The sequence below is a fragment of the Flavobacterium ponti genome (assembly GCF_042652765.1).
GTDB classification, from domain to species: Bacteria; Bacteroidota; Bacteroidia; order Flavobacteriales; family Flavobacteriaceae; genus Flavobacterium; species Flavobacterium ponti.
The window spans coordinates 20,797-41,948 of the sequence record NZ_JBHSGW010000003.1 but is presented as its reverse complement, the minus strand read 5'-3'; the positions used below and the strand labels follow the sequence as shown (position 1 = coordinate 41,948).

Annotated in this window: 13 protein-coding genes; all 13 read left to right on the top strand. The window is 30.7% G+C overall.

From position 1 onward, the window contains the following. The first annotated feature begins 3 nt into the window (after positions 1-3). The 13 genes from ACFO3U_RS04735 (at position 4) to ACFO3U_RS04675 (ending at position 21,133) form a co-directional block, all read left to right on the top strand. Positions 4-1,155 carry a cytochrome c oxidase subunit II gene (locus ACFO3U_RS04735; RefSeq protein WP_379738590.1) on the top strand — a complete coding sequence of 384 codons (1,152 nt, stop codon included), beginning with the start codon at positions 4-6 and terminating at the stop codon, positions 1,153-1,155. Between the two features lie 26 nt (positions 1,156-1,181). Beyond that, positions 1,182-2,948 (top strand): cytochrome c oxidase subunit I, encoded by a 1,767-nt coding sequence (locus tag ACFO3U_RS04730; protein ID WP_379738589.1) that lies wholly within the window; start codon positions 1,182-1,184, stop codon positions 2,946-2,948. Between the two features lie 76 nt (positions 2,949-3,024). Next, on the top strand, positions 3,025-4,047 hold the full coding sequence (gene ruvB / locus ACFO3U_RS04725; RefSeq protein WP_379738588.1) for a Holliday junction branch migration DNA helicase RuvB: 1,023 nt from the start codon (positions 3,025-3,027) through the stop codon (positions 4,045-4,047). A 24-nt stretch (positions 4,048-4,071) separates the two neighbouring features. After that, positions 4,072-5,406, top strand: a complete 1,335-nt coding sequence (locus ACFO3U_RS04720; RefSeq protein ID WP_379738587.1) for a cytochrome P450 — start codon at positions 4,072-4,074, stop codon at positions 5,404-5,406. Further along, positions 5,403-6,326: a tRNA epoxyqueuosine(34) reductase QueG gene (gene queG / locus ACFO3U_RS04715; protein ID WP_379738586.1), complete on the top strand. Its 924-nt coding sequence runs from the start codon at positions 5,403-5,405 to the stop codon at positions 6,324-6,326. The genes ACFO3U_RS04720 and queG overlap by 4 nt, the downstream gene beginning before the upstream one ends. 41 nt (positions 6,327-6,367) lie before the next feature. Continuing rightward, positions 6,368-8,473, top strand: coding sequence for a T9SS type B sorting domain-containing protein (locus ACFO3U_RS04710; protein ID WP_379738585.1), 2,106 nt, complete (start codon positions 6,368-6,370; stop codon positions 8,471-8,473). A gap of 84 nt (positions 8,474-8,557) precedes the next feature. Then, positions 8,558-10,855: an NADP-dependent malic enzyme gene (locus ACFO3U_RS04705; protein WP_379738584.1), complete on the top strand. Its 2,298-nt coding sequence runs from the start codon at positions 8,558-8,560 to the stop codon at positions 10,853-10,855. A gap of 9 nt (positions 10,856-10,864) precedes the next feature. Further along, positions 10,865-11,446 (top strand): Holliday junction branch migration protein RuvA, encoded by a 582-nt coding sequence (gene ruvA, locus ACFO3U_RS04700; RefSeq protein ID WP_379738583.1) that lies wholly within the window; start codon positions 10,865-10,867, stop codon positions 11,444-11,446. A gap of 58 nt (positions 11,447-11,504) precedes the next feature. Beyond that, on the top strand, positions 11,505-18,659 hold the full coding sequence (sov, locus tag ACFO3U_RS04695; RefSeq protein WP_465254189.1) for a T9SS outer membrane translocon Sov/SprA: 7,155 nt from the start codon (positions 11,505-11,507) through the stop codon (positions 18,657-18,659). Between the two features lie 59 nt (positions 18,660-18,718). Then, a complete protein-coding gene (gene gcvH, locus ACFO3U_RS04690; protein WP_379738581.1) occupies positions 18,719-19,099 on the top strand; it encodes a glycine cleavage system protein GcvH in 381 nt (126 codons plus the stop codon). Between the two features lie 19 nt (positions 19,100-19,118). Further along, entirely contained in the window at positions 19,119-19,466 is a 348-nt protein-coding gene (locus tag ACFO3U_RS04685; protein ID WP_379738580.1) for a VanZ family protein, read from the top strand. Between the two features lie 38 nt (positions 19,467-19,504). Further along, the gene (locus ACFO3U_RS04680) at positions 19,505-20,248 is read left to right on the top strand and encodes an energy transducer TonB (protein ID WP_379738579.1); all 744 of its coding nucleotides are present in this window, start codon (positions 19,505-19,507) and stop codon (positions 20,246-20,248) included. 105 nt (positions 20,249-20,353) lie between these two features. After that, positions 20,354-21,133: a TonB family protein gene (locus ACFO3U_RS04675; RefSeq protein ID WP_379738578.1), complete on the top strand. Its 780-nt coding sequence runs from the start codon at positions 20,354-20,356 to the stop codon at positions 21,131-21,133. Positions 21,134-21,152 lie beyond the last annotated feature (19 nt).

Below are 21,152 nucleotides of genomic sequence, written 5' to 3'. Positions count from 1 at the left end.
CAAATGACGAGTTTATTGGTATTTTTTGTTTTAGTTTTAATTGGAATTGCTGTTTGGCAGTTAACTAAAATATTTGATTTAACTCAGGTTGGGGAAGCTACAGATAATTCTGGTGTTGCAACTGATAAGGATAATAGTGTAAATGGTTATTTAATGTTTGGATTTTTAGGATTCATTTACATATTTACTATTTATTCATTAATTGCTTGGGGAGATTTTGTATTAGGAACTCCAGCATCTGAACATGGAGTAGAAGTTGACAACTTGATGGAGATTTCAATGTGGTTGATTTTCTTTGTTCAAACTATTACACAGTTTTTATTGCATTATTATGCATTTAAATATAGAGGTAAAGAAGGTCAAAAAGCACTTTATTTTGCAGATAATAATAAGTTAGAAGCTATTTGGACAATTATTCCTGTAATCGTTTTAGCAGTATTAATTTTATACGGGTTGTATACTTGGAATCAAATCATGTATTATGATGACGAAGAAGATGTAATGTATGTAGAATTATATGCTAAGCAATTTGGTTGGGAAGCACGTTATGCAGGTGAAGATAATACACTTGGTAAAGCTAACGTAAGATATATTGAAGGAATCAATACAACTGGTGTTGATCTAGAAGATCCAAATGCTCAAGATGATAAAGTAGTTACAGAATTACACTTGCCAAAAGGTAAAAAGGTAGTTTTCAAAATACGTTCTCAAGACGTACTTCACTCAGCTTACATGCCACACTTTAGAGCACAAATGAACTGTGTTCCTGGTATGGTTACTCAATTTGCTTTTGTTCCAACAGTTACTACAGCTGAAATGAGACAAAATGAAGCTATAATTGCTAAAGTGGATAAGATTAACAAAATTAGAGCAAATAAAAGTAAAGATTTAGTAGCTAAAGGAGAATCAGCTCTTGATCCATATACTTTTGATTATCTATTACTTTGTAATAAAATTTGTGGAAGGTCTCATTACAACATGCAAATGAAAATTGTTGTTGACACTCCAAGCGACTTTAACAAATGGTTAGCTGATAAGCAAACTGTTTCTGCTCAGTGGAAAGAAGCTAATACTCCTGCTGCTGAAGAAATTAAAGAAGAAATAATAGAAACGATTATAGATACTACAAAAGTAGTAGCTCAAGTAGAAAAATAATATAGAAGATTTCAAATAATACAATTATGTCACACGAACACGGTCATCATAAAGAAACTTTTATTACTAAATATATTTTTAGTATAGATCACAAGATGATTGCTAAGCAATATCTAATCACGGGTCTATTAATGGGAATTGTAGGGGTAGTTTTATCACTTTTTTTCCGTATGCAAATCGCATGGCCAGAAGAATCTTTTGAAGTTTTTAAAATATTTTTAGGTGAAAACTTCGCTCCAGGTGGAGTAATGAGAAATGATATTTATTTAGCTTTAGTTACGATTCATGGTACTATAATGGTATTCTTCGTATTAACGGCTGGATTAAGTGGAACTTTTAGTAACCTATTAATTCCATTACAAATTGGAGCTAGAGATATGGCCTCAGGATTTATGAACATGCTTTCATATTGGATGTTCTTTATTTCTTGTATTGTTATGTTATCTTCATTGTTTGTTGAAACTGGACCAGCATCTGCAGGTTGGACAATTTATCCACCTTTAAGTGCATTGCCACAAGCAATTCCAGGTTCTGGATTGGGTATGACTTTATGGTTAGTTTCTATGGCAATATTCATTGCTTCATCTTTGATGGGTTCATTAAATTATATCGTAACTGTTATTAATTTAAGAACAAAAGGAATGTCAATGACAAGATTGCCATTAACAATTTGGGCATTCTTTGTTACTGCTATTATTGGAGTGGTTTCATTTCCAGTTTTATTCTCAGCAGCTTTATTACTTATTTTTGATAGAAGTTTTGGAACATCATTCTTCTTGTCAGATATTTTTATCAGTGGAGAAGTTTTACATTACCAAGGAGGTTCACCAGTATTGTTTGAACACTTGTTCTGGTTCTTAGGTCACCCTGAAGTATATATCGTTATTTTACCTGCAATGGGATTAGTTTCTGAAATTATTGCAACAAATTCACGTAAACCAATTTTTGGATATAGAGCGATGATTGCATCTATTATTGCAATTGCATTCTTATCTACAATTGTTTGGGGTCACCATATGTTTATCTCAGGAATGAATCCTTTCTTAGGTTCAGTATTTACTTTTACTACTTTATTAATTGCAATTCCATCTGCTGTAAAAGCTTTCAACTGGATTACAACTTTGTGGAAAGGTAATGTTCAAATGAACCCTGCAATGCTATTCTCTATTGGTTTTGTATCAACATTTATCACAGGAGGTTTAACAGGAATTATCCTTGGAGATAGTACTTTAGATATTAACGTTCACGATACATATTTCGTAATTGCTCACTTCCACTTAGTAATGGGTATTTCTGCTCTTTACGGTTTCTTTGCTGGTGTTTACCACTGGTTCCCAAGAATGTTTGGAAGAATGTTAGATAAAAACTTAGGATACATTCACTTTTGGGTAACTGCAGTTTGTGCTTATGGAGTTTTCTTTCCAATGCACTTCATCGGAATGGCAGGATTACCAAGACGTTATTACAGCAACACAGCATTTCCATTATTTGACGAATTAGCAGATGTTAACGTATTAATTACAATTTTTGCAATTGTTGGAGCTGCATTCCAATTACCTTTCTTTTGGAACTTCTTCTACAGTATTTTCAAAGGTAAAAAAGCACCAATGAATCCATGGAAATCTACTACACTTGAATGGACTGCTCCAGTTGAACATATTCATGGAAATTGGCCAGGTGAAATTCCAGAAGTATATCGTTGGCCATATGATTACAACAAACCAGGGCATGATGTTGACTTCGTTCCTCAAACTGTTCCAATGAAAGATGGTGAAGAAGAATTACATCACTAAGATTTAAAATAAAATATAAATTAAAACCTTTCCAAACGGAAAGGTTTTTTTGTGTAACTTTAATTATATTTGCTATATGAACGAGAATCTTGACCCAACAAATTCAAATTACAACCATGAAGAGCTTGACCTTGAAAAAAAGTTAAGACCTCTATCATTTGATGATTTTACAGGCCAAGAACAAGTTTTAGAAAACTTGCAAATATTCGTTAAAGCTGCAAATCTTCGTGGTGAAGCACTTGATCATACTTTATTTCATGGGCCACCAGGTTTAGGAAAGACTACTTTAGCCAATATATTAGCGAACGAACTAGGAGTTGGAATCAAAATTACTTCTGGACCAGTTTTAGATAAACCTGGTGATTTAGCTGGTTTATTAACAAATCTTGAAGAAAGAGATGTTCTTTTTATTGATGAAATTCACCGTCTAAGTCCAATTGTTGAAGAATATTTATATTCAGCAATGGAAGATTTCAGAATAGACATCATGATTGAATCAGGACCAAATGCACGTTCTGTTCAGTTAAACCTTAATCCTTTTACGCTAGTAGGAGCAACAACTCGTTCTGGATTACTAACTGCTCCAATGAGAGCAAGATTTGGAATACAAAGTAGATTACAATATTATAACACCGAACTTTTAACAACAATTGTTCAGCGTAGTTCAGCTATTTTAAATATGCCAATTACTATGGAAGCAGCTATTGAAATTGCTGGAAGAAGTAGAGGAACACCTCGTATTGCTAATGCATTATTACGCAGAGTAAGAGATTTTGCTCAAATAAAAGGAAATGGCAGTATTGATATTGAAATTGCTCGTTTTGCACTTAAAGCACTTCATGTAGATGCTCATGGTTTAGATGAAATGGATAATAAAATCTTAATAACAATTATTGATAAATTCAAAGGTGGTCCAGTTGGTCTTTCAACTTTAGCAACAGCTGTTTCAGAAAGTAGTGAAACAGTAGAAGAAGTTTATGAACCTTTTCTAATTCAAGAAGGATTTATAATGCGAACTCCTAGAGGAAGAGAAGTTACTGACAAAGCATACAAACACTTGGGAAAAATTAGAAATAATATCCAAGGAGGCTTGTTTTAAAATATAAAAGAAATAAAAATCAAAATGAGTTTACCTAATAAAATTCCTGAAGTTTCTTTTTTTAGGTTCATAAATCATGCGAATAATATTTTAAAAAATCCATTACCTTTTCATTCCAAAAACTTTAAAAAATTTGGAAATATTTTTCGTTTGAATGTTGGTTTAGGTAAATCTGTTCTTTTTTGTAGAGATGCTTCTTTATTACAACATGCTCTTCAAAAAAATCAAAAAAATTATACCAAATCTCAAATTCAAACAAGAGATTTGGCAAAATATATTGGAAAAGGACTTTTGACTGCTGAAGGGAAACATTGGCAAAAACAGCGTAAATTAATTCAACCAGCTTTTCATAAAAGCCAATTGAATGTTTTATTAGAAACTATTCAGAAAACGATTTTAATTGAGTTAAAAAATATCAAAACTGGAAAACCTACCGATATTTTTCCTGTTTTTAATGATTTGGCTTTTCAAACTGTTGTAAAGTCTATTTTTAATATTGATATTTCTGATGAAGATGTCGCTTCATTGCAACATACAACAGAAGCTACTCAAAAAATGTTAGTTCAAGAACTAAGACAACCTTTCTTTGTTTGGTGGTTTAATTTATCTGGAAAAACAAAAAAACATTTAGATTTAACTCAAAGTTCAAGAATAATTCTTAAAAGACTTGTAGAAGAGAGAAGAAAAAGCATCAATAAACATAATGATTTACTAGACATGTTGTTGAATGCGAAATATGAAGATGGTTCAAGTATGGATGAAAATCAATTAGTAGATGAAATTTTAATTTTATTTGCTGCAGGACATGAAACTACTTCAAATGCATTGACATTTACATGTGAATTATTAGCAAGAAATCCAGATGCTCAATTAAAGATTTTAAAAGAAATCCAAACAATAAAAACTGAATCAGATGATATAATGTATTGGATAAAAAATGCTAATTATACAAAATTAGTTATTGAAGAATCCATGCGATTATATCCACCAGCTTACTTCATTGATAGAGTTAATATTGAAGAAGAGAATTTTAACGGAATGGTGCTGCCAAAAGGTTCTAATTTGTTATTTTCAGTGTATGAAATTCATCGTCATCCAGATTTTTGGAAAAATCCAGAAGCATTTTTGCCAGAACGATTTTTAGATGAAACCATTAAATTTTCAAAAAATTATTTTCCTTTTGGAGCCGGACCAAGAATGTGTATAGGAAATAATTTTGCTATGTATGAAATGATTTTAGCAATTATCGCATTAATCGAACAATTTGAAATTATTGAAAAAAAAGAACCTATTCAAATAAAACCATTAATCACATTAAAACCTTTTAATGCAATTTTAGAATTTAAGGATAGAAAATGAATGCTAAAGAAAAATACACAAAAAGTATAAAAGAGGAAGCTAAAAGATTGGGCTTTTTGTCTTGTGGAATTTCTAAAGCAGGTTTTCTTGAAGAAGAAGCACCTCGATTAGAAAATTGGTTAAATAAAAACAGGAACGGTCAAATGAGTTATATGGAAAATCATTTTGACAAACGTTTAAACCCAACTTTATTAGTTGATGATGCAAAGAGTGTCATTTCATTACTCTTAAATTATTATCCAGCAGAACTCCAAAATCCTGATTCTTATAAAATTTCAAAATATGCATACGGTCAAGATTATCATTTTTTAATTAAGGAAAAACTCAAAGAGTTATTACATTTCATTCAATCAGAAATTGGAGAAGTTTCTGGAAGAGCTTTTGTAGATTCTGCACCTGTTTTAGACAAAGCTTGGGCTGCAAAAAGTGGTTTAGGTTGGATAGGAAAAAACACCAATTTAATAACTCAAAAAGTAGGCTCTTTTTATTTTATTGCAGAATTAATTGTTGATTTGGAATTAGATTATGATGTTTCAACTACAGATCATTGTGGTTCTTGCACTGCATGTATAGATGCTTGTCCTACTGAAGCAATTGTTGCTCCCTATGAAGTTGATGGAAGCAAATGTATTTCTTATTTCACTATTGAATTAAAAGATAATTTACCTCAAGAAATGAAAGGTAAATTTGATGATTGGGTTTTTGGTTGTGATGTTTGTCAAGATGTTTGTCCTTGGAATCGTTTTTCAAAACCTCATAATGAACCTTTATTAAAACCCAACGAATCTATTCTTAACTTTTCAAAAAAAGATTGGGAAGAAATAACAACAGAGACTTTTAACAAAGTCTTTAAAAACTCAGCAGTTAAAAGAACAAAATTAGCAGGTTTTAAAAGGAATGTTGATTTCCTAAAAAAATGATTTCCTAATTTCTTACATTTGTAAATTCAATTAGATTTACAATGAAACATATTTTATCATCTTTAGCCTTAATTTTTTTTCATAGCTTTTTATTTGGTCAAAATTTACCAAATGACTGTGTAAATTATATTCAAGCCTGTGATAACCAAAGTGTTTCATACAATGTGTCAGGTGCTGGAATTCAAGAGATTATTCCAATGTCTTGTAGTAGTCAAGAAAATAATTCGTTTTGGATTCGCGTAACTATTGAACAAGCAGGAACTCTTGGTTTTGAATTAATTCCAAGTACTACAAATATTACTGAAGATTATGATTTTTGGGTTTTTGGACCAGATTTGGCTTGTAATAATTTAGGAACTCCAATAAGATGTTCCACAACAAATCCAGCTGCAATAAATCAACAAAATAATCATACAGGAATGAATACAAGTTCCACAGATACTACAGAAGGACCTGGTGCAGATGGAGATAGTTTTGTGAAACAATTAGACGTTTTGGCTGGTGAGAGTTATTTTATTGTAATTGACAGACCTGTTGGGAATTCTTCTTTTACATTAAATTGGAACGGAACTGCTACAATTGCTAATCCTTTTGCAATGCAAAATTTCAATGATTTTGATGATGTTGTTTTGTGTGATGATGGTGCAGATAATATAGAGCCATATGATTTTTCTAATTTAACCGCTTCATATCTTGGAAGCATTACTGGTTACACAATTTCTTATTTTGACTCTAATCAAAATGCATCGTTAAATACAAATGAGTTAATTGGGTTAAATAATGTTTCTCAAGGAACTTATTTTGTCAGAATTACAAATACAAATTCTTCTTGCTTCATTGTAATGCCAATTGAAGTGGTCTTTAATAGCATTCAACCCTTTCAAATTGTAGGTTGTGATGATACACCAGATGGTATGTTTACTTTTGATACTGCAAACTTAGAATCTGATTTATTAAATGGATTAACAGGTTTTGATTTGTCTTATACAGATGAAAACAACAATCCTTTGCCAAGTCCATTACCAAGTCCTTTTACAACTACTGAGCAAACTATAAATGTAACGTTGACGAGTAATACAGGAAACCCTTGTTCTTTTAATACAACAATTGAATTTATTATAAATAACAAACCACAGTTTTTTGCCTTACCTTCAAATTTAGTTACTTTGTGTAATCAAAATGATCCTCATCTACAAGCAGAATTTGCTAATTTTGATACATCAACTTTTCAATCAACGATATTGAATGGTCAAACAGGAATAGTAGTGGAATATTATGATGAAAACAATGTGCAATTAAGCAGTCCATTACCTAATCCTTTTAAAACATCAACTCAAAATATTTCTGTTAAAGTTATAAATACTAACGATACAAATTGTTTCACTACGGGAATTATTCCTTTTAATGTTATATCGTTGCCTGATGTAGAGTTAGTAGGAAACGAAAAGTTTGTATGTAAAAATCTGCCAAATTATTTTGCTACTATAGATGCAGGTTTAAATAATTCTAGTCAAATTGCTAGTTTTACCTATCAATGGTTTTTAAACAATGATATTATTTCTGGAGCCACTTCTTATAATTTACAAATTAATGAAGCAGGAAATTATACAGTAAAAGTAACTAATTCAAATAATTGTGAAAGTACTAGATTGATAGTAGTTAAAGAATCTAATATTGCCACAATTGATGATGTAGAGGTTTATGATTTAACAGATAACAATATTTTAGTTATTGTTGCTAATGGAAATGGAAATTACTTGTACAGCTTAGATAATCTTAATTTTCAAATTTCTAATACCTTTAATGATGTTCTGCCAGGGATTTATACAGTTTATGTTAAAGATATAAATGGCTGTGGAATTGCTGAAAATGATATTAATGTTTTAGGTGCTCCTAAATTTTTTACACCAAATGGTGATAGTTTCAATGATTTTTGGAACATTAAAGGAGTTGATGCTAAATTAAATGCAAAAACTGTAATTAGAATTTTTGATCGTTATGGAAAATTTTTAGCTCAAATAAATCCTTTAAGTCCAGGTTGGAACGGAATTTATAATAATCGTCCTTTACCAGCTGATGATTATTGGTATACAATTGAACTTAATAACGGTAGAATTGTTAGAGGTCATTTTTCATTATTGAGATAAGATTTTTTAGTCAAAAGAACTTCATTAAAATTTTTTTCTTTCAATCCTTATTTTAACTTTGTAGGTTCATATATAATCTGTTATATGCACAAAGATACAAAACGAAGAGAAGCCTTATTATACCATGCAAAACCTACACCTGGAAAGATTCAGGTTGTTCCAACAAAAAAATATGCTTCACAAAGAGATTTGTCGTTAGCATACTCACCCGGAGTTGCAGAACCTTGTTTGGAAATTGCTAAAGATGTAAACAACGTTTATAAATATACCGCAAAAGGAAATTTAGTAGCTGTTATTTCAAATGGAACAGCTGTTTTAGGGCTTGGAGATATTGGTCCAGAGGCTTCTAAGCCAGTTATGGAAGGGAAAGCTTTGTTGTTTAAAATTTTTTCTGATATAGATGTTTTTGATATTGAAGTTGGAACAAAGGATATTGAAGAATTTATTGCAACTGTCAAAAATATAGCTCCAACTTTTGGAGGAATAAACCTGGAAGATATAAAAGCACCAGAATCGTTTGAGATTGAAAGACGACTGGTAGAAGAATTAAACATTCCTGTAATGCATGATGACCAACATGGAACAGCTATAATTTCTTCAGCTGCTTTATTAAATGCATTAGAACTAGCAGATAAAAAAATTGAAGATGTAAAAGTTGTAGTTTCTGGAGCTGGTTCTGCTGCTCTAGCTTGTGCAAATTTATATGTACTTCTAGGAATTAAATTAGAAAACATAATAATGTTTGATAAGGATGGTGTTTTATCATCAGATAGAAACGATTTATCAGAATTACAAAAGAGATATTCATACGGAAAAAAAGGAACAACTCTAGCAGATTCTTTAGTTGGAGCAGATGTTTTTTTAGGACTTTCAGCAGGTAATATTTTAACTTCTGAAATGCTGTTAACCATGAATGCAAATCCAATTGTTTTTGCAATGGCAAATCCTATTCCTGAAATTGATTACAATTTAGCAATCAATACTCGTGAAGACATCATAATGGCAACTGGTCGTTCTGATCATCCTAATCAAGTTAATAATGTACTTGGTTTTCCTTATATTTTCAGGGGTGCTTTAGACGTAAGAGCTACCAAAATTAACGAAGCTATGAAAATGGCAGCTGTTAAAGCTTTAGCAGAATTAGCAAAAACTCCTGTTCCTGAACAAGTGAATATTGCTTATGGTGAAACAAAATTAAATTTTGGAAGAGATTATATTATTCCAAAGCCTTTTGATCCAAGATTAATTGCAGTAGTTGCACCAGCTGTGGCAAAAGCAGCTATGGATTCAGGTGTGGCTCAAGTTGAAATAACAGATTGGGAAAAATATGAAGAAGAATTATTAGAGCGTTTGGGTTCTGATAATAAAATGATAAGACTTTTAATAAATAGAGCAAAAACAAACCCTAAAAGAATAATATTTGCTGAAGCAGATCATTTAGATGTTTTAAAAGCAGCTCAAATTGTTTTAGAAGAAGGAATAGGTAATCCTATTTTGTTAGGAAATAAAGAAATTATTCAAGAACTAATGTTGGAAATAGGTTTTGAGGGTGATATTACAATCATTGATCCAAAAACTAATGAAGAAGATGAAAGAAGACACAAATACGCTAAAACATTTTGGAAGACGCGCCAAAGAAGAGGAATTACATTATTAGATGCTGAAAAATGGATGCGTGAGCGAAACTATTTTGCTGCTATGATGGTAAATGAAGGTGAAGCTGATGCAATGGTTACAGGTTATTCAAGAAGTTATCCTTCTGTAGTGAAACCAATCATGGAATTAATTGACAAAGGACCAGGAGTTACGAGAATAGCTACAACAAATATGATGATGACCTCTCGTGGACCAATATTTTTGTCAGATACAGCAATTAACGTAAACCCTTCAGCTGAAGATTTGGCCAAAATTGCACTAATGACTGCAAAAACGGTTAGAATGTTTGGTATGGAACCAGTAATTGCAATGGTTTCGTTTTCAAATTTTGGTTCTTCACACAATGAAAGTTCTAAAAAAATTAGAGAAGCAGTGGATTATTTACATAAATATTATCCAGATTTAATTGTTGATGGAGAAATACAAACAGATTTTGCATTAAACTCAGAAATGTTAAAAAGTAAATTTCCTTTTTCTAAATTAGTAAATAAAAAAGTAAATACGTTAATTTACCCTAATTTAGACGCTGCAAATATTACCTACAAAATGCTCAAAGAATTAAATAAAGCAGATTCAATTGGTCCAATTATGATGGGATTAGATAAACCTGTACATATTTTTCAATTAGGTGCAAGTGTAGAAGAAATGGTTAATATGGCAGCAGTAGCTGTTGTAGATGCTCAAGAAAAAGAACGAAAGATTAAAAAAATTAAAGTCAATAAATAGTTTGTCATAATGATAACACACATTCAAGGAAAATTAGTTGAAAAAACACCTACAGAAGTTGTAATAGATTGCAGTGGAGTAGGTTATCATATTAATATTTCTTTGCATACTTTTTCATTATTACCAGACTCAGAAAACCTAAAACTTTATACTTTCTTACAAGTTAAAGAAGATTCGCATAGTTTATATGGTTTTGTAGAAAAACAAGAAAGAGAATTGTTTAAACTATTAATTTCAGTTTCTGGAATTGGAGCTAATATTGCTCGAACTATGTTGTCTTCACTTTCACCAACAAACATTATACAAGCAATTGCTTCAAATGATGTGGCTACAGTACAATCCATAAAAGGAATTGGTGCAAAAACAGCTCAAAGAGTTATTTTGGATTTAAAAGATAAAGTGTTAAAAATATACAGTTTAGATGAAGTTTCAACATCTAATTACAATACAAATAAAGAAGAAGCGTTATCAGCTTTGGAGGTTTTAGGATTTGTTAGAAAAAATGCAGAGAAAATGATTGACAAAATCATTAATGAAAACCCTAATACATCTGTTGAAAACATCATCAAACAAGCATTAAAAAACTTATAATTACTTGGAAAAGAATAATTTATTGTATAACTTATTTAAGTTTGTAGCAACAGTTTTTATAACACTGATTGCTCCTTTTGCGTTTGCTCAAGACGTTGAAATTGATTCTACAAAAACAGGGTATAGCCAAGGAAGTTTAGGTTTGGCTAATCCAAGTAGTATTTTAGAAGCCTACAGTTACGATCCAGTGACTGATAGATATATTTACACCAATACTTTTGATGGTTTTAATATCAATTACCCAATAATTCTTACTCCACAACAATATGAAGAATTGGTTTTAAGAGAATCAATGCGTGAATATTACAAGCAAAAATTAAGTGCTGTTGAAGGTAAAAAAGAAGGTTCTGAAGAAGCTAAAAGAGATTTATTGCCCAGGTATTATGTCAATTCAAAATTATTTGAAACGATTTTTGGTGGAAATACTATTGATGTAAAGCCAACAGGTTCTGTTGAAATGGATTTAGGGATGCGTTTTACAAAACAAGATAATCCAGCTCTTTCTCCTAGAAATAGAAAAAACTTCACTTTCGATTTCAATCAAAGAATCAGTATGGGCTTGCAAGGTAAAGTAGGAACACGTTTAAATGTAAACGTAAACTATGATACACAATCTACTTTTGCTTTTCAAAACTTAATTAAATTAGAATATACTCCAACTGAGGATGATATTATTCAGAAAATTGAAGTGGGTAATGTTAGTTTACCAATTAACAGTACACTTATTCGTGGAGCCCAAAGTTTATTTGGGGTAAAAGCACAATTGCAGTTTGGAAAAACAACAGTAACTGGAGTTTTCTCTGAACAAAAATCACAAACTAAGACAGTTAATGCTGAAGGTGGTGCCACAATTCAAGATTTTAGTTTATTTGCCCAAGAATATGATAATGACAGACACTATTTTTTATCGCAATATTTTAGAAACAACTATGACAAAGCTTTAAGAAATTATCCTTACATCGATAGTAGAATTCAAATTACTCGAATAGAAGTTTGGATAACAAACAGACAAAACCGAATTAATACTCAAGATAACAATTTAAGAAACATCATAGGTCTTCAGGATTTAGGAGAGGCTCAAATAAATGGAATTCCTAATTCTGAAATTATAGGTTTAAATACAATTCCGGCAAATTTCTTTAACTTCCCATTGTCTAACCCAGACAGGCCATCGGATAATGGTAATAATAAATTTGATCCTACAAACATTGGAGGAGCAGGATCTTTATTAAACTCTGGAATTAGAGATATTGCCACTGCAGGAAATGGTTTTAATGTTGGAGTTACAGAAGGTCAAGATTATGTAAAATTAGAAAATGCAAGGAAGCTTACTGCAAACGAATTCACATTTCATCCTCAATTAGGTTATATTTCATTAAACCAAAGGCTGTCAAATGATGAAGTTTTAGCCGTTTCATACCAATATACAATTGGAGATCAAGTATATCAAGTTGGTGAATTTGGTACAGATGGAGTTGATGCAACTCAAGTAGATAATTCAACTGGTATTGCTACACCTTCCTCTCAAAGTTTGATTTTAAAGATGTTGAAAGGAACTTTGATAAATGTAGATAAACCAGTATGGAACTTAATGATGAAAAATATTTATCAAATTCCAGGTGGATATCAACTAGAAAGTGAAGATTTTAAATTTAATATTTTATACACAGATCCTTCTCCATTAAATTACATTCAGCAAGTTGGCTCAACTCCATTGCCAGCAGATGTAGCTGAAACTCCATTAATTAAGGTTTTTAATTTAGATAAATTAAATTACACAAATGACCCTCAACAAGGAGGTGACGGTTTTTTTGATTTTATTCCTGGAATTACGGTTGATGCTCAATATGGAAGAATTATTTTTACAAATGTAGAGCCATTTGGTAAATTGCTTTTTGACAAATTAAAAGTAGGCACAGAAGATTATAATGTAGAACTTAGTTACAATTCAAATCAAGAAAAATATGTCTTCAAGAACTTATATGAAAAAACACAAGCTCAAGCTCTTCAAGACAGTGAAAAAAATAAATTTCAATTAAGAGGTAGATATAAATCAACTTCTGGGGATGGAATTCCAATAGGTGCATTTAATGTGCCTCAAGGCTCTGTTGTTGTTACTGCTGGAGGTAGAGTTTTAGTTGAAGGTATAGATTATACAGTAAATTATCAATTAGGTCGAGTTTATATTACTGATACTTCAATATTGGCTTCAAATACACCAATTCAAGTTTCATTGGAAAACAACGCTGTTTTCGGCCAACAAACAAGACGTTTTTGGGGATTAAATGTAGAGCATAAATTCAATGAAAATTTCTTAATTGGTGGTACAATTTTAAACATGTCTGAAAGACCATTTACCCAAAAAGCAGATTATGGTCAAGATGCAGTAAACAATACAATTTTTGGACTAAATGCCAATTATGCTACTGAAGTTCCTTTTTTAACAAGATTAGCTAATAAATTACCAAATATTGATACTGATGTTCCTTCAAATTTATCTTTTAGAGGTGAAGTAGCCTTTTTAAAACCTGGAGCATCTAAAACTTCAAATTTTAACGGAGAGTCAACAGTTTATATAGATGATTTTGAAGGTTCACAAACAACTATTGATATGCGTTCAGCTTCTGCTTGGAGTTTAGCAAGTGTGCCTCTAGAAGATAATTTTGATAATAACCCAACTGAGAATGAACCAGCTGTTGATGATATATCCATTGGATTTAAAAGAGCAAAAATGTCATGGTATTCAATTGATCCTGTTTTTTACACACAAGCTCCTGCAGGAATTTCAAATGCAGATTTATCAACAAATAATACCAGAAGAATTTTTAGTAGAGAATTATATCCACAAACAGATATTGCACAAGGACAAACCCAAGTTGTTTCAACATTAGATTTGTCTTATTTTCCAAAGGAACGTGGACCTTATAATTTTAATCCAAATGCTACAAACAATACTTTTCCTACTGGCACTGAACAAGATAATTGGGGTGGAATTATGAGAAGTATTAATTCAACAAATTTTGTACAGTCTAATGTTGAATATTTGCAATTTTGGGTATTAGATCCTTATTATGATGTGCAAGGACAACCTGTCAATGTTGCAAATGAAGGAAAATTAGTTTTTAATCTAGGAGAAATATCAGAAGACGTTCTTAACGATGGAAGAAAATCATATGAGAATGGTTTGCCAGAAGCTGGAGCAGTTAGTGCAACGACTTCAACCAATTGGGGTAAAATATCAGCTTCACAATCTTTAATTTATGCATTTGATACTAATGAAGCAAACAGAGCTGTTCAAGATTTAGGATTAAATGGTCTTTCTGATGCTGAAGAAGCAGCAAAGTTTGCTGGTTTTGCAGGAAATCCAGATCCAGCAGCAGATAATTATCAATTTTATCTTAATGCAACAGGTGGAGTTTTAGATCGATATAAAAATTATAATGGAACTCAAGGTAATTCACCTGTAAACGTTTCAGATACCAATAGAGGAAGCACAACTTTTCCTGATGTAGAAGATATCAATAGAGATAATACCATGAATACTATAAATGCGTATTATAAGTTTGAGGTTAATATGGTGCCAAATCAACAAGTAGGTTCAAACTATGTTGTTGATGTTAGAGAAGTTACAGATATTGATTTACCAGATGGTGGCTCAGGTAAATCAAGATGGTTACAATATAAAATCCCAATTCAAGAATTAGCAATTCCGGATAATGCTGTAGGTTCAATTTCAGATTTATTATCTGTTCGATTTATGAGAATGTATTTGACAGGTTTTACTGAAAATGTAACTTTACGTTTCGGAGCTTTAGATTTGGTTAGAGGAGAATGGAGAAGGTTTAATTCCTCTTTAGATGATGGTTCTACAGACCCTACTCCTTTAGATAATACAGATGATGATACAGGTTTTGATGTAGTGTCTGTGAATATTCAAGAAAATGGAAATCGCTCACCAATTAAGTATGTTGCTCCTCCAGGAGTTGATAGAGAGCAATTATACAATAACAATACTATTATAAACCAAAATGAACAATCTCTCTCATTAAGAGTCTATGACCCAATTTCTACAAATGCAAATGATGGATTACAAGTAGGAGATTCAAGAGCTGTTTTCAAAAATGTTAATGTAGATATGCGTCAATTTAAAAAAATGCGTATGTTTTTACATGCTGAAGCCTTATTGAAAAATGATGGTTCTCCTGATGTTTTAGGTGAAGATGAAATGGTAGCTTTTATTCGTTTTGGAAATGATTTTACACAAAACTTCTATCAAATAGAAATGCCTCTTAAAGTCACTCCTCATGGAGCTGCTTCTCCTGAAGATGTTTGGCCTGTTGATAATGAAATTAATATACCTCTTTCGCTATTAACTAAATTAAAAATTTTAGCACTTTCAAATAACCCTGATTTAGCAGCTCCAGATGTTAACGGAATTGTATTTGTTGAAGAAGAAGATGAATTAATTGGTTCTTCTGAAAGCAGATTAACATTAGGAATTAAAGGGAATCCAAACTTTGGGTTAGTGAGAACTTTAATGATTGGAATTAAAAACAAAAACGGTTCTCAGCCTATTAGAGGAGAAGTTTGGTTCAATGAATTGCGAATGTCTGAAATGGATAACAAAGGTGGTTATGCTGCTGTGGCAAATATTGATGCAAACATGGCTGATTTTGCAACTATATCAACAACTGGAAGATTAAGTACAATAGGTTTTGGTTCACTAGAACAAGGACCTAATGAAAGAAGTAGAGAAGATGTAAAACAGTATGATTTAGTGACTAACTTCAATTTAGGACAATTGCTTCCAAAAAAATGGGGAATTAACTTACCTTTTAATTATGCTGTTGGTGAAGAAAAAATCACACCAAAGTATGATCCTTATTATCAAGATATTGAATTGCAACAATTAATAGATATTACTGAAAATCAAGATGAAAAGGATGCTATTGAAGAAAGAGCTATTGATTATACAAAACGACAAAGTATAAACTTCATTGGTGTAAGAAAAGATAGAGCTCCAGATCAAAAACAACGTATTTATGATCCAGAAAACTTAACACTTTCTTATTCATATAACGAAACTTTGCATCATGATTTTGAAATAGAAAGTTTAACCGATAAACAAGTAAAAACAACAGTTGATTATGCTTATTCGTTCAAACCATCTACTATAGAACCGTTTAAGAAGTCTAAATTTTTATCTAAAGGAAGTTATTATAAAGCATTACAAGACTTTAATTTCAATTTTTTGCCTACAAGTATTGCTTTTAGCTCTAATATTCTAAGACAATATAACAAACAACAATTTAGACAAATTGATGTACAAGGAATAGAATTAGACCCATTATACAGAAGAAACTTTTTCTTTAATTATAACTATGGTTTTAATTATAAATTGACAAAATCTCTTTCCGCTGTTTATAATGCAAATTCAAATAATATTGTCAGAAACTATTTAGATGAAAATAATTTGCCAATTGATTCATTTTCCATTTGGGATGATTTTTGGGATGCAGGAACACCAAACCAGCACAACCAACAATTAGTGGTTAACTATGAATTACCTGTCAATAAATTACCTTTCTTAAGTTTTGTTAAATCAAATTATTCATATACTTCAGATTACAATTGGACTCGTTCTTCAAATGCTTTTTCATCAATTCAAACAGAAGCAGGAGATGTTTATCAATTAGGAAACACTATTCAAAATGCAAATTCTCACAAGCTAAATACTACGCTTGATATGACTGCTTTTTATAAAATGTTAGGAATTGGAGTTAAGAAAACACCAAAAGCTAAACCTGTTGCTCCTCCAAAACCAGGAGAAAAAATAGTTGCAAAACCTAAAAGCACTGGAACAAGTGATCAAAATCCATTTGTAAAAGCATTGATAGATGTTGTCACTAGTGTTAAAAATATTCAAGTTAACTATACAGAAAATAACGGAACTGTTTTACCAGGATTTTTACCAGGTGTTGGGTTTTTTGGAACCACAAGACCAACCGTTGGGTTTGTTTTAGGCAGTCAATCGGATATAAGATATGAAGCAGCTAAAAATGGTTATTTAACGAATTTTCCAGATTTTAATCAAAACTTTACACAAGTAAAAAACAGACAATTGAACTTTACAGCTCAAATGGAAGTTTTCAAAGATTTTAAAATTGATTTAAGTGCTGATAGAACTTTGTCTGAAAATTTTTCTGAGCAATATGATGTTTCTGATGGAGTTTATAATCCAAGATCACCTTATAACTTCGGAAATTATAATATATCAACTATTCTTATCAAAACAGCTTTTAGTGAAAGTAGTGAAGGTTTTTCTAAGGCATTTCAAGATTTTAGAGACAATAGAATTATTATTGCCAATCGTTTAGCTGAAGAATATTATGGTGCTGGGAATGTTCAAGATTCTGATGGTGATGGTTACCCTGATGGATTTGGTAAAAACAGTCAGCAAGTATTATTACCTTCTTTTTTAGCAGCTTATTCTGGACAAAGTGCAAATAAAGTTTCAACTAATGATTTTAAATCAATACCACTGCCAAACTGGAATGTTAAATATACAGGTTTAATGAATTATAAATTCTTTAAAGATAAATTTAAACGTTTCTCAATTCAACACGGTTATAGAGCAAGTTATGGAATAAATGCATTTAGATCAAATCTAAACCCTGAAGTTACAGATCAAAATGGTAATATTTATGCAAAAAGGATTATTTCAAATGTAAATTTAGCCGAACAATTTAATCCATTAGTTCGTTTTGATTTTGAAACTAAAAGTTCATTAAAAATTCTTGCCGAAATTAAGCGAGATAGAACACTAAACATGAGTTTTGACAATAATCTTTTAACCGAAGTAAAAGGTAATGAATATACCTTTGGAGTTGGGTATAGAATAAAAGATGTTACTATAAGTTCAAAATTAGCTGATACTCCAACAGGTGTAATAAAAAGTGATGTTAATTTAAAAGCTGATTTTTCTATCAGAAAGAATGAAACAATTGTAAGATATTTGGATTATGATAACAATCAATTGTCTGGTGGTCAAAATTTAATGTCAATTAAGTTAACAGCTGATTATTCGTTTTCAAGAAACTTTACAGCTATATTCTATTACGATCATCAATTTTCAAAAGCAGTTATTTCTACAGCATTTCCACTTACAACAGTTAGGGCAGGATTTACATTGAGATATAATTTTGGAAATTAATTAAAAAAAAACGAAATTATTATTTATAAAAATTTATTTTTGCTTAAAATTTAAAACAAATGAACTTTCCAGAAAATTTAAAATACACAAAAGACCACGAATGGGTTAGTATTGACGGTGATGTAATAACTGTAGGGATTACTGAATTTGCCCAAAAAGAATTAGGTGACATTGTATATGTTGAAGTTGAAACTTTAGACCAAACTTTAGATAAAGATGAAGTTTTTGGTACTGTTGAAGCTGTTAAAACGGTTTCAGATTTATTTTTACCTGTTTCAGGTGAGATAATTGAGTTTAATGACTCTCTTGAAAGTGAACCAGAAAAGGTAAACAGTGACCCTTATGGAGAAGGATGGATGATAAAGGTTAAAATATCTGACGCTTCTCAATTAGAAGAATTATTAGATAACAATGAATATAAAGAACTAGTTGGGGCATAGGTTTTATAAAGGACTAACAATGATTTGGATTGTTTTTGTTACAATCCTTAGCTTGATTAGTTTTGAAAAGCAAACCATTACTTCCTTTGAAAATAGTGATAAAATAGTTCATTTTTCTTTTTATTTTATAATGACATCTTTGTTGTTGAAAAGTATTAAGAATAAAAGAAAATATAAATATTTGATAGTTATCGTCTTACCCTTTTTTTATGGCATAATTATTGAGGTATTACAAGATAGTTTTACACAAAGTAGAAAAGGTGATTTTTATGATGTATTAGCAAACTCAGCTGGTATTTTTTTCGCTGTAATGTTAAATAAGTACTTTATAAAAAGGATTTCTTCTAGTAAAATTAAAAAAAATTAAAATTATTATTTATATTCGTACTCTAAAATAAAAAAACCATGCAACCAAAAAAGAATCCTAACGTTGATGCGAAACGAAATAGTTTATTGTATTTCCAAATTGGATTGGCAGCAATTACTGTTTTGACTTATATCGCTATTGAAGTAAAAACTCCAGATCCAGTTATTATAGTTGAAAAACCTAAAATTGTAGATAATTTTATCGATGAGGAAATTATTCCTTTAACAATGCAAGTGCAAAAAGCACCACCACCACCACCACCAGCACCAGAAGTCATTCAAATTGTTGAGGATAAAGTGGTTATTGAAGATAAAAAAATCGAAACAACTGAAACGAATGAAAAACAAGAAGTAAAAGTTGTTAAAGCTGCTGCAGTTGGAAATGCTGATGTAGGTGTTGAAGATTTAGATGTAGATGTCCCTTTTGCTGTGTTAGAAGATGTTCCTCTTTTTCCAGGTTGTGAAAAAGTACCAAGAAGCCAGCAAAAAGATTGTTTCATGGAACAAATGAATAAACATATTAAAAAATATTTTGAATATCCTTCAAAGGCTCGTGAAGATGGAGTTCAAGGGAGAATTACAGTTTTATTCGTAATTGATAAAAACGGAAATGTAACTAACCTAAGAATGAAAGGTCTTAATAAAAAAGGTGGTGAGCTTCTAGAAAATGAAGCAGAAAGAATCATCAAAAAATTACCAAAATTTACTCCAGGTAAACAAAGAGGTAAACCAGTTGGTGTAAGTTATGCTCAACCAATTGTATTTAAATTAGAAAACCAATAGTATTTACTAATATATTTTAATGAAAATCCCATTCTATCAGAATGGGATTTTTTTTGGCACATATTTTGTTTATTAATATTTAATTAACTTTTAAAACAGATTATTATGAGACCAAATGTTAAAATGATTGATAAATCAAAAAATAGTTTTATTTATTTTCAGCTAGGATTAATCGCTGTTATGGTGGCTGTATTATTTGTTTTAGAATTAAATTTTAAAACAGAAAATTTTAAAGATACTTCTTCATTCAGAATTGAATTGCCAGACGATGAACCTTTTAGATTTGTTGGAGTAATTGAAAAAGCAAAATCTGAACCTAGAAAACAGGTTGTTACAAAGCCAATTGTTAAGCCAGTTATTCAGCCAAAAATTATTAATCAATTTGTTGAAACTAAAGAAGAGGTTAAAGATGATCTTATAAAAGAAACGGCACATCAAGATTCAAATATTTCTGTTAGTACTGTAGTTGATAATTCAAATATTAATCCAGTAGATTCAAATTCAGGCAATGGTGGTTCTAAAGATGAAGTTTTTGTAGTAGTAGAGTTTTTACCAAGGTTTCCTAATTGTTTAAATGTTTCAAAAGATAACCAAAAGGCATGTTTTGATGAACAGTTACAAAAAGCAATTTTTAAAACTTTAGTTTACCCAGAGAAAGATTTGAAAAATGAAAAGGAGGGAACTGTTTTTGTTCAATTTATTGTAGATGAAAAAGGAAACTTTACTTCAATAAAAATTCCAGAAAATAATAGAGCAACTAATGATATGAGACAAGCTGTTGAAAAAGCAGTTAAGAAATTACCGAGAATTATTCCTGCAAGACAAGGTGAGAAAGATGTTAAAGTAACCTACACTATCCCTATATCATTTAAGATTAATAAATAATATTTTTAAAGTCCCTTTT

What these genes read in the sequence shown, in the direction of transcription:
- ACFO3U_RS04680 (WP_379738579.1), top strand. Translation starts at nt 19,505, where the DNA reads ATGCAACCAAAAAAGAATCCTAACGTTGATGCGAAACGAAATAGTTTA.
- ACFO3U_RS04705 (WP_379738584.1), top strand. Translation starts at nt 8,558, where the DNA reads ATGCACAAAGATACAAAACGAAGAGAAGCCTTATTATACCATGCAAAA.
- queG (WP_379738586.1), top strand. Translation starts at nt 5,403, where the DNA reads ATGAATGCTAAAGAAAAATACACAAAAAGTATAAAAGAGGAAGCTAAA.
- gcvH (WP_379738581.1), top strand. Translation starts at nt 18,719, where the DNA reads ATGAACTTTCCAGAAAATTTAAAATACACAAAAGACCACGAATGGGTT.
- ACFO3U_RS04720 (WP_379738587.1), top strand. Translation starts at nt 4,072, where the DNA reads ATGAGTTTACCTAATAAAATTCCTGAAGTTTCTTTTTTTAGGTTCATA.
- ACFO3U_RS04710 (WP_379738585.1), top strand. Translation starts at nt 6,368, where the DNA reads ATGAAACATATTTTATCATCTTTAGCCTTAATTTTTTTTCATAGCTTT.
- ACFO3U_RS04730 (WP_379738589.1), top strand. Translation starts at nt 1,182, where the DNA reads ATGTCACACGAACACGGTCATCATAAAGAAACTTTTATTACTAAATAT.
- ruvB (WP_379738588.1), top strand. Translation starts at nt 3,025, where the DNA reads ATGAACGAGAATCTTGACCCAACAAATTCAAATTACAACCATGAAGAG.
- ACFO3U_RS04685 (WP_379738580.1), top strand. Translation starts at nt 19,119, where the DNA reads ATGATTTGGATTGTTTTTGTTACAATCCTTAGCTTGATTAGTTTTGAA.
- ACFO3U_RS04675 (WP_379738578.1), top strand. Translation starts at nt 20,354, where the DNA reads ATGAGACCAAATGTTAAAATGATTGATAAATCAAAAAATAGTTTTATT.
- ACFO3U_RS04735 (WP_379738590.1), top strand. Translation starts at nt 4, where the DNA reads ATGACGAGTTTATTGGTATTTTTTGTTTTAGTTTTAATTGGAATTGCT.
- ruvA (WP_379738583.1), top strand. Translation starts at nt 10,865, where the DNA reads ATGATAACACACATTCAAGGAAAATTAGTTGAAAAAACACCTACAGAA.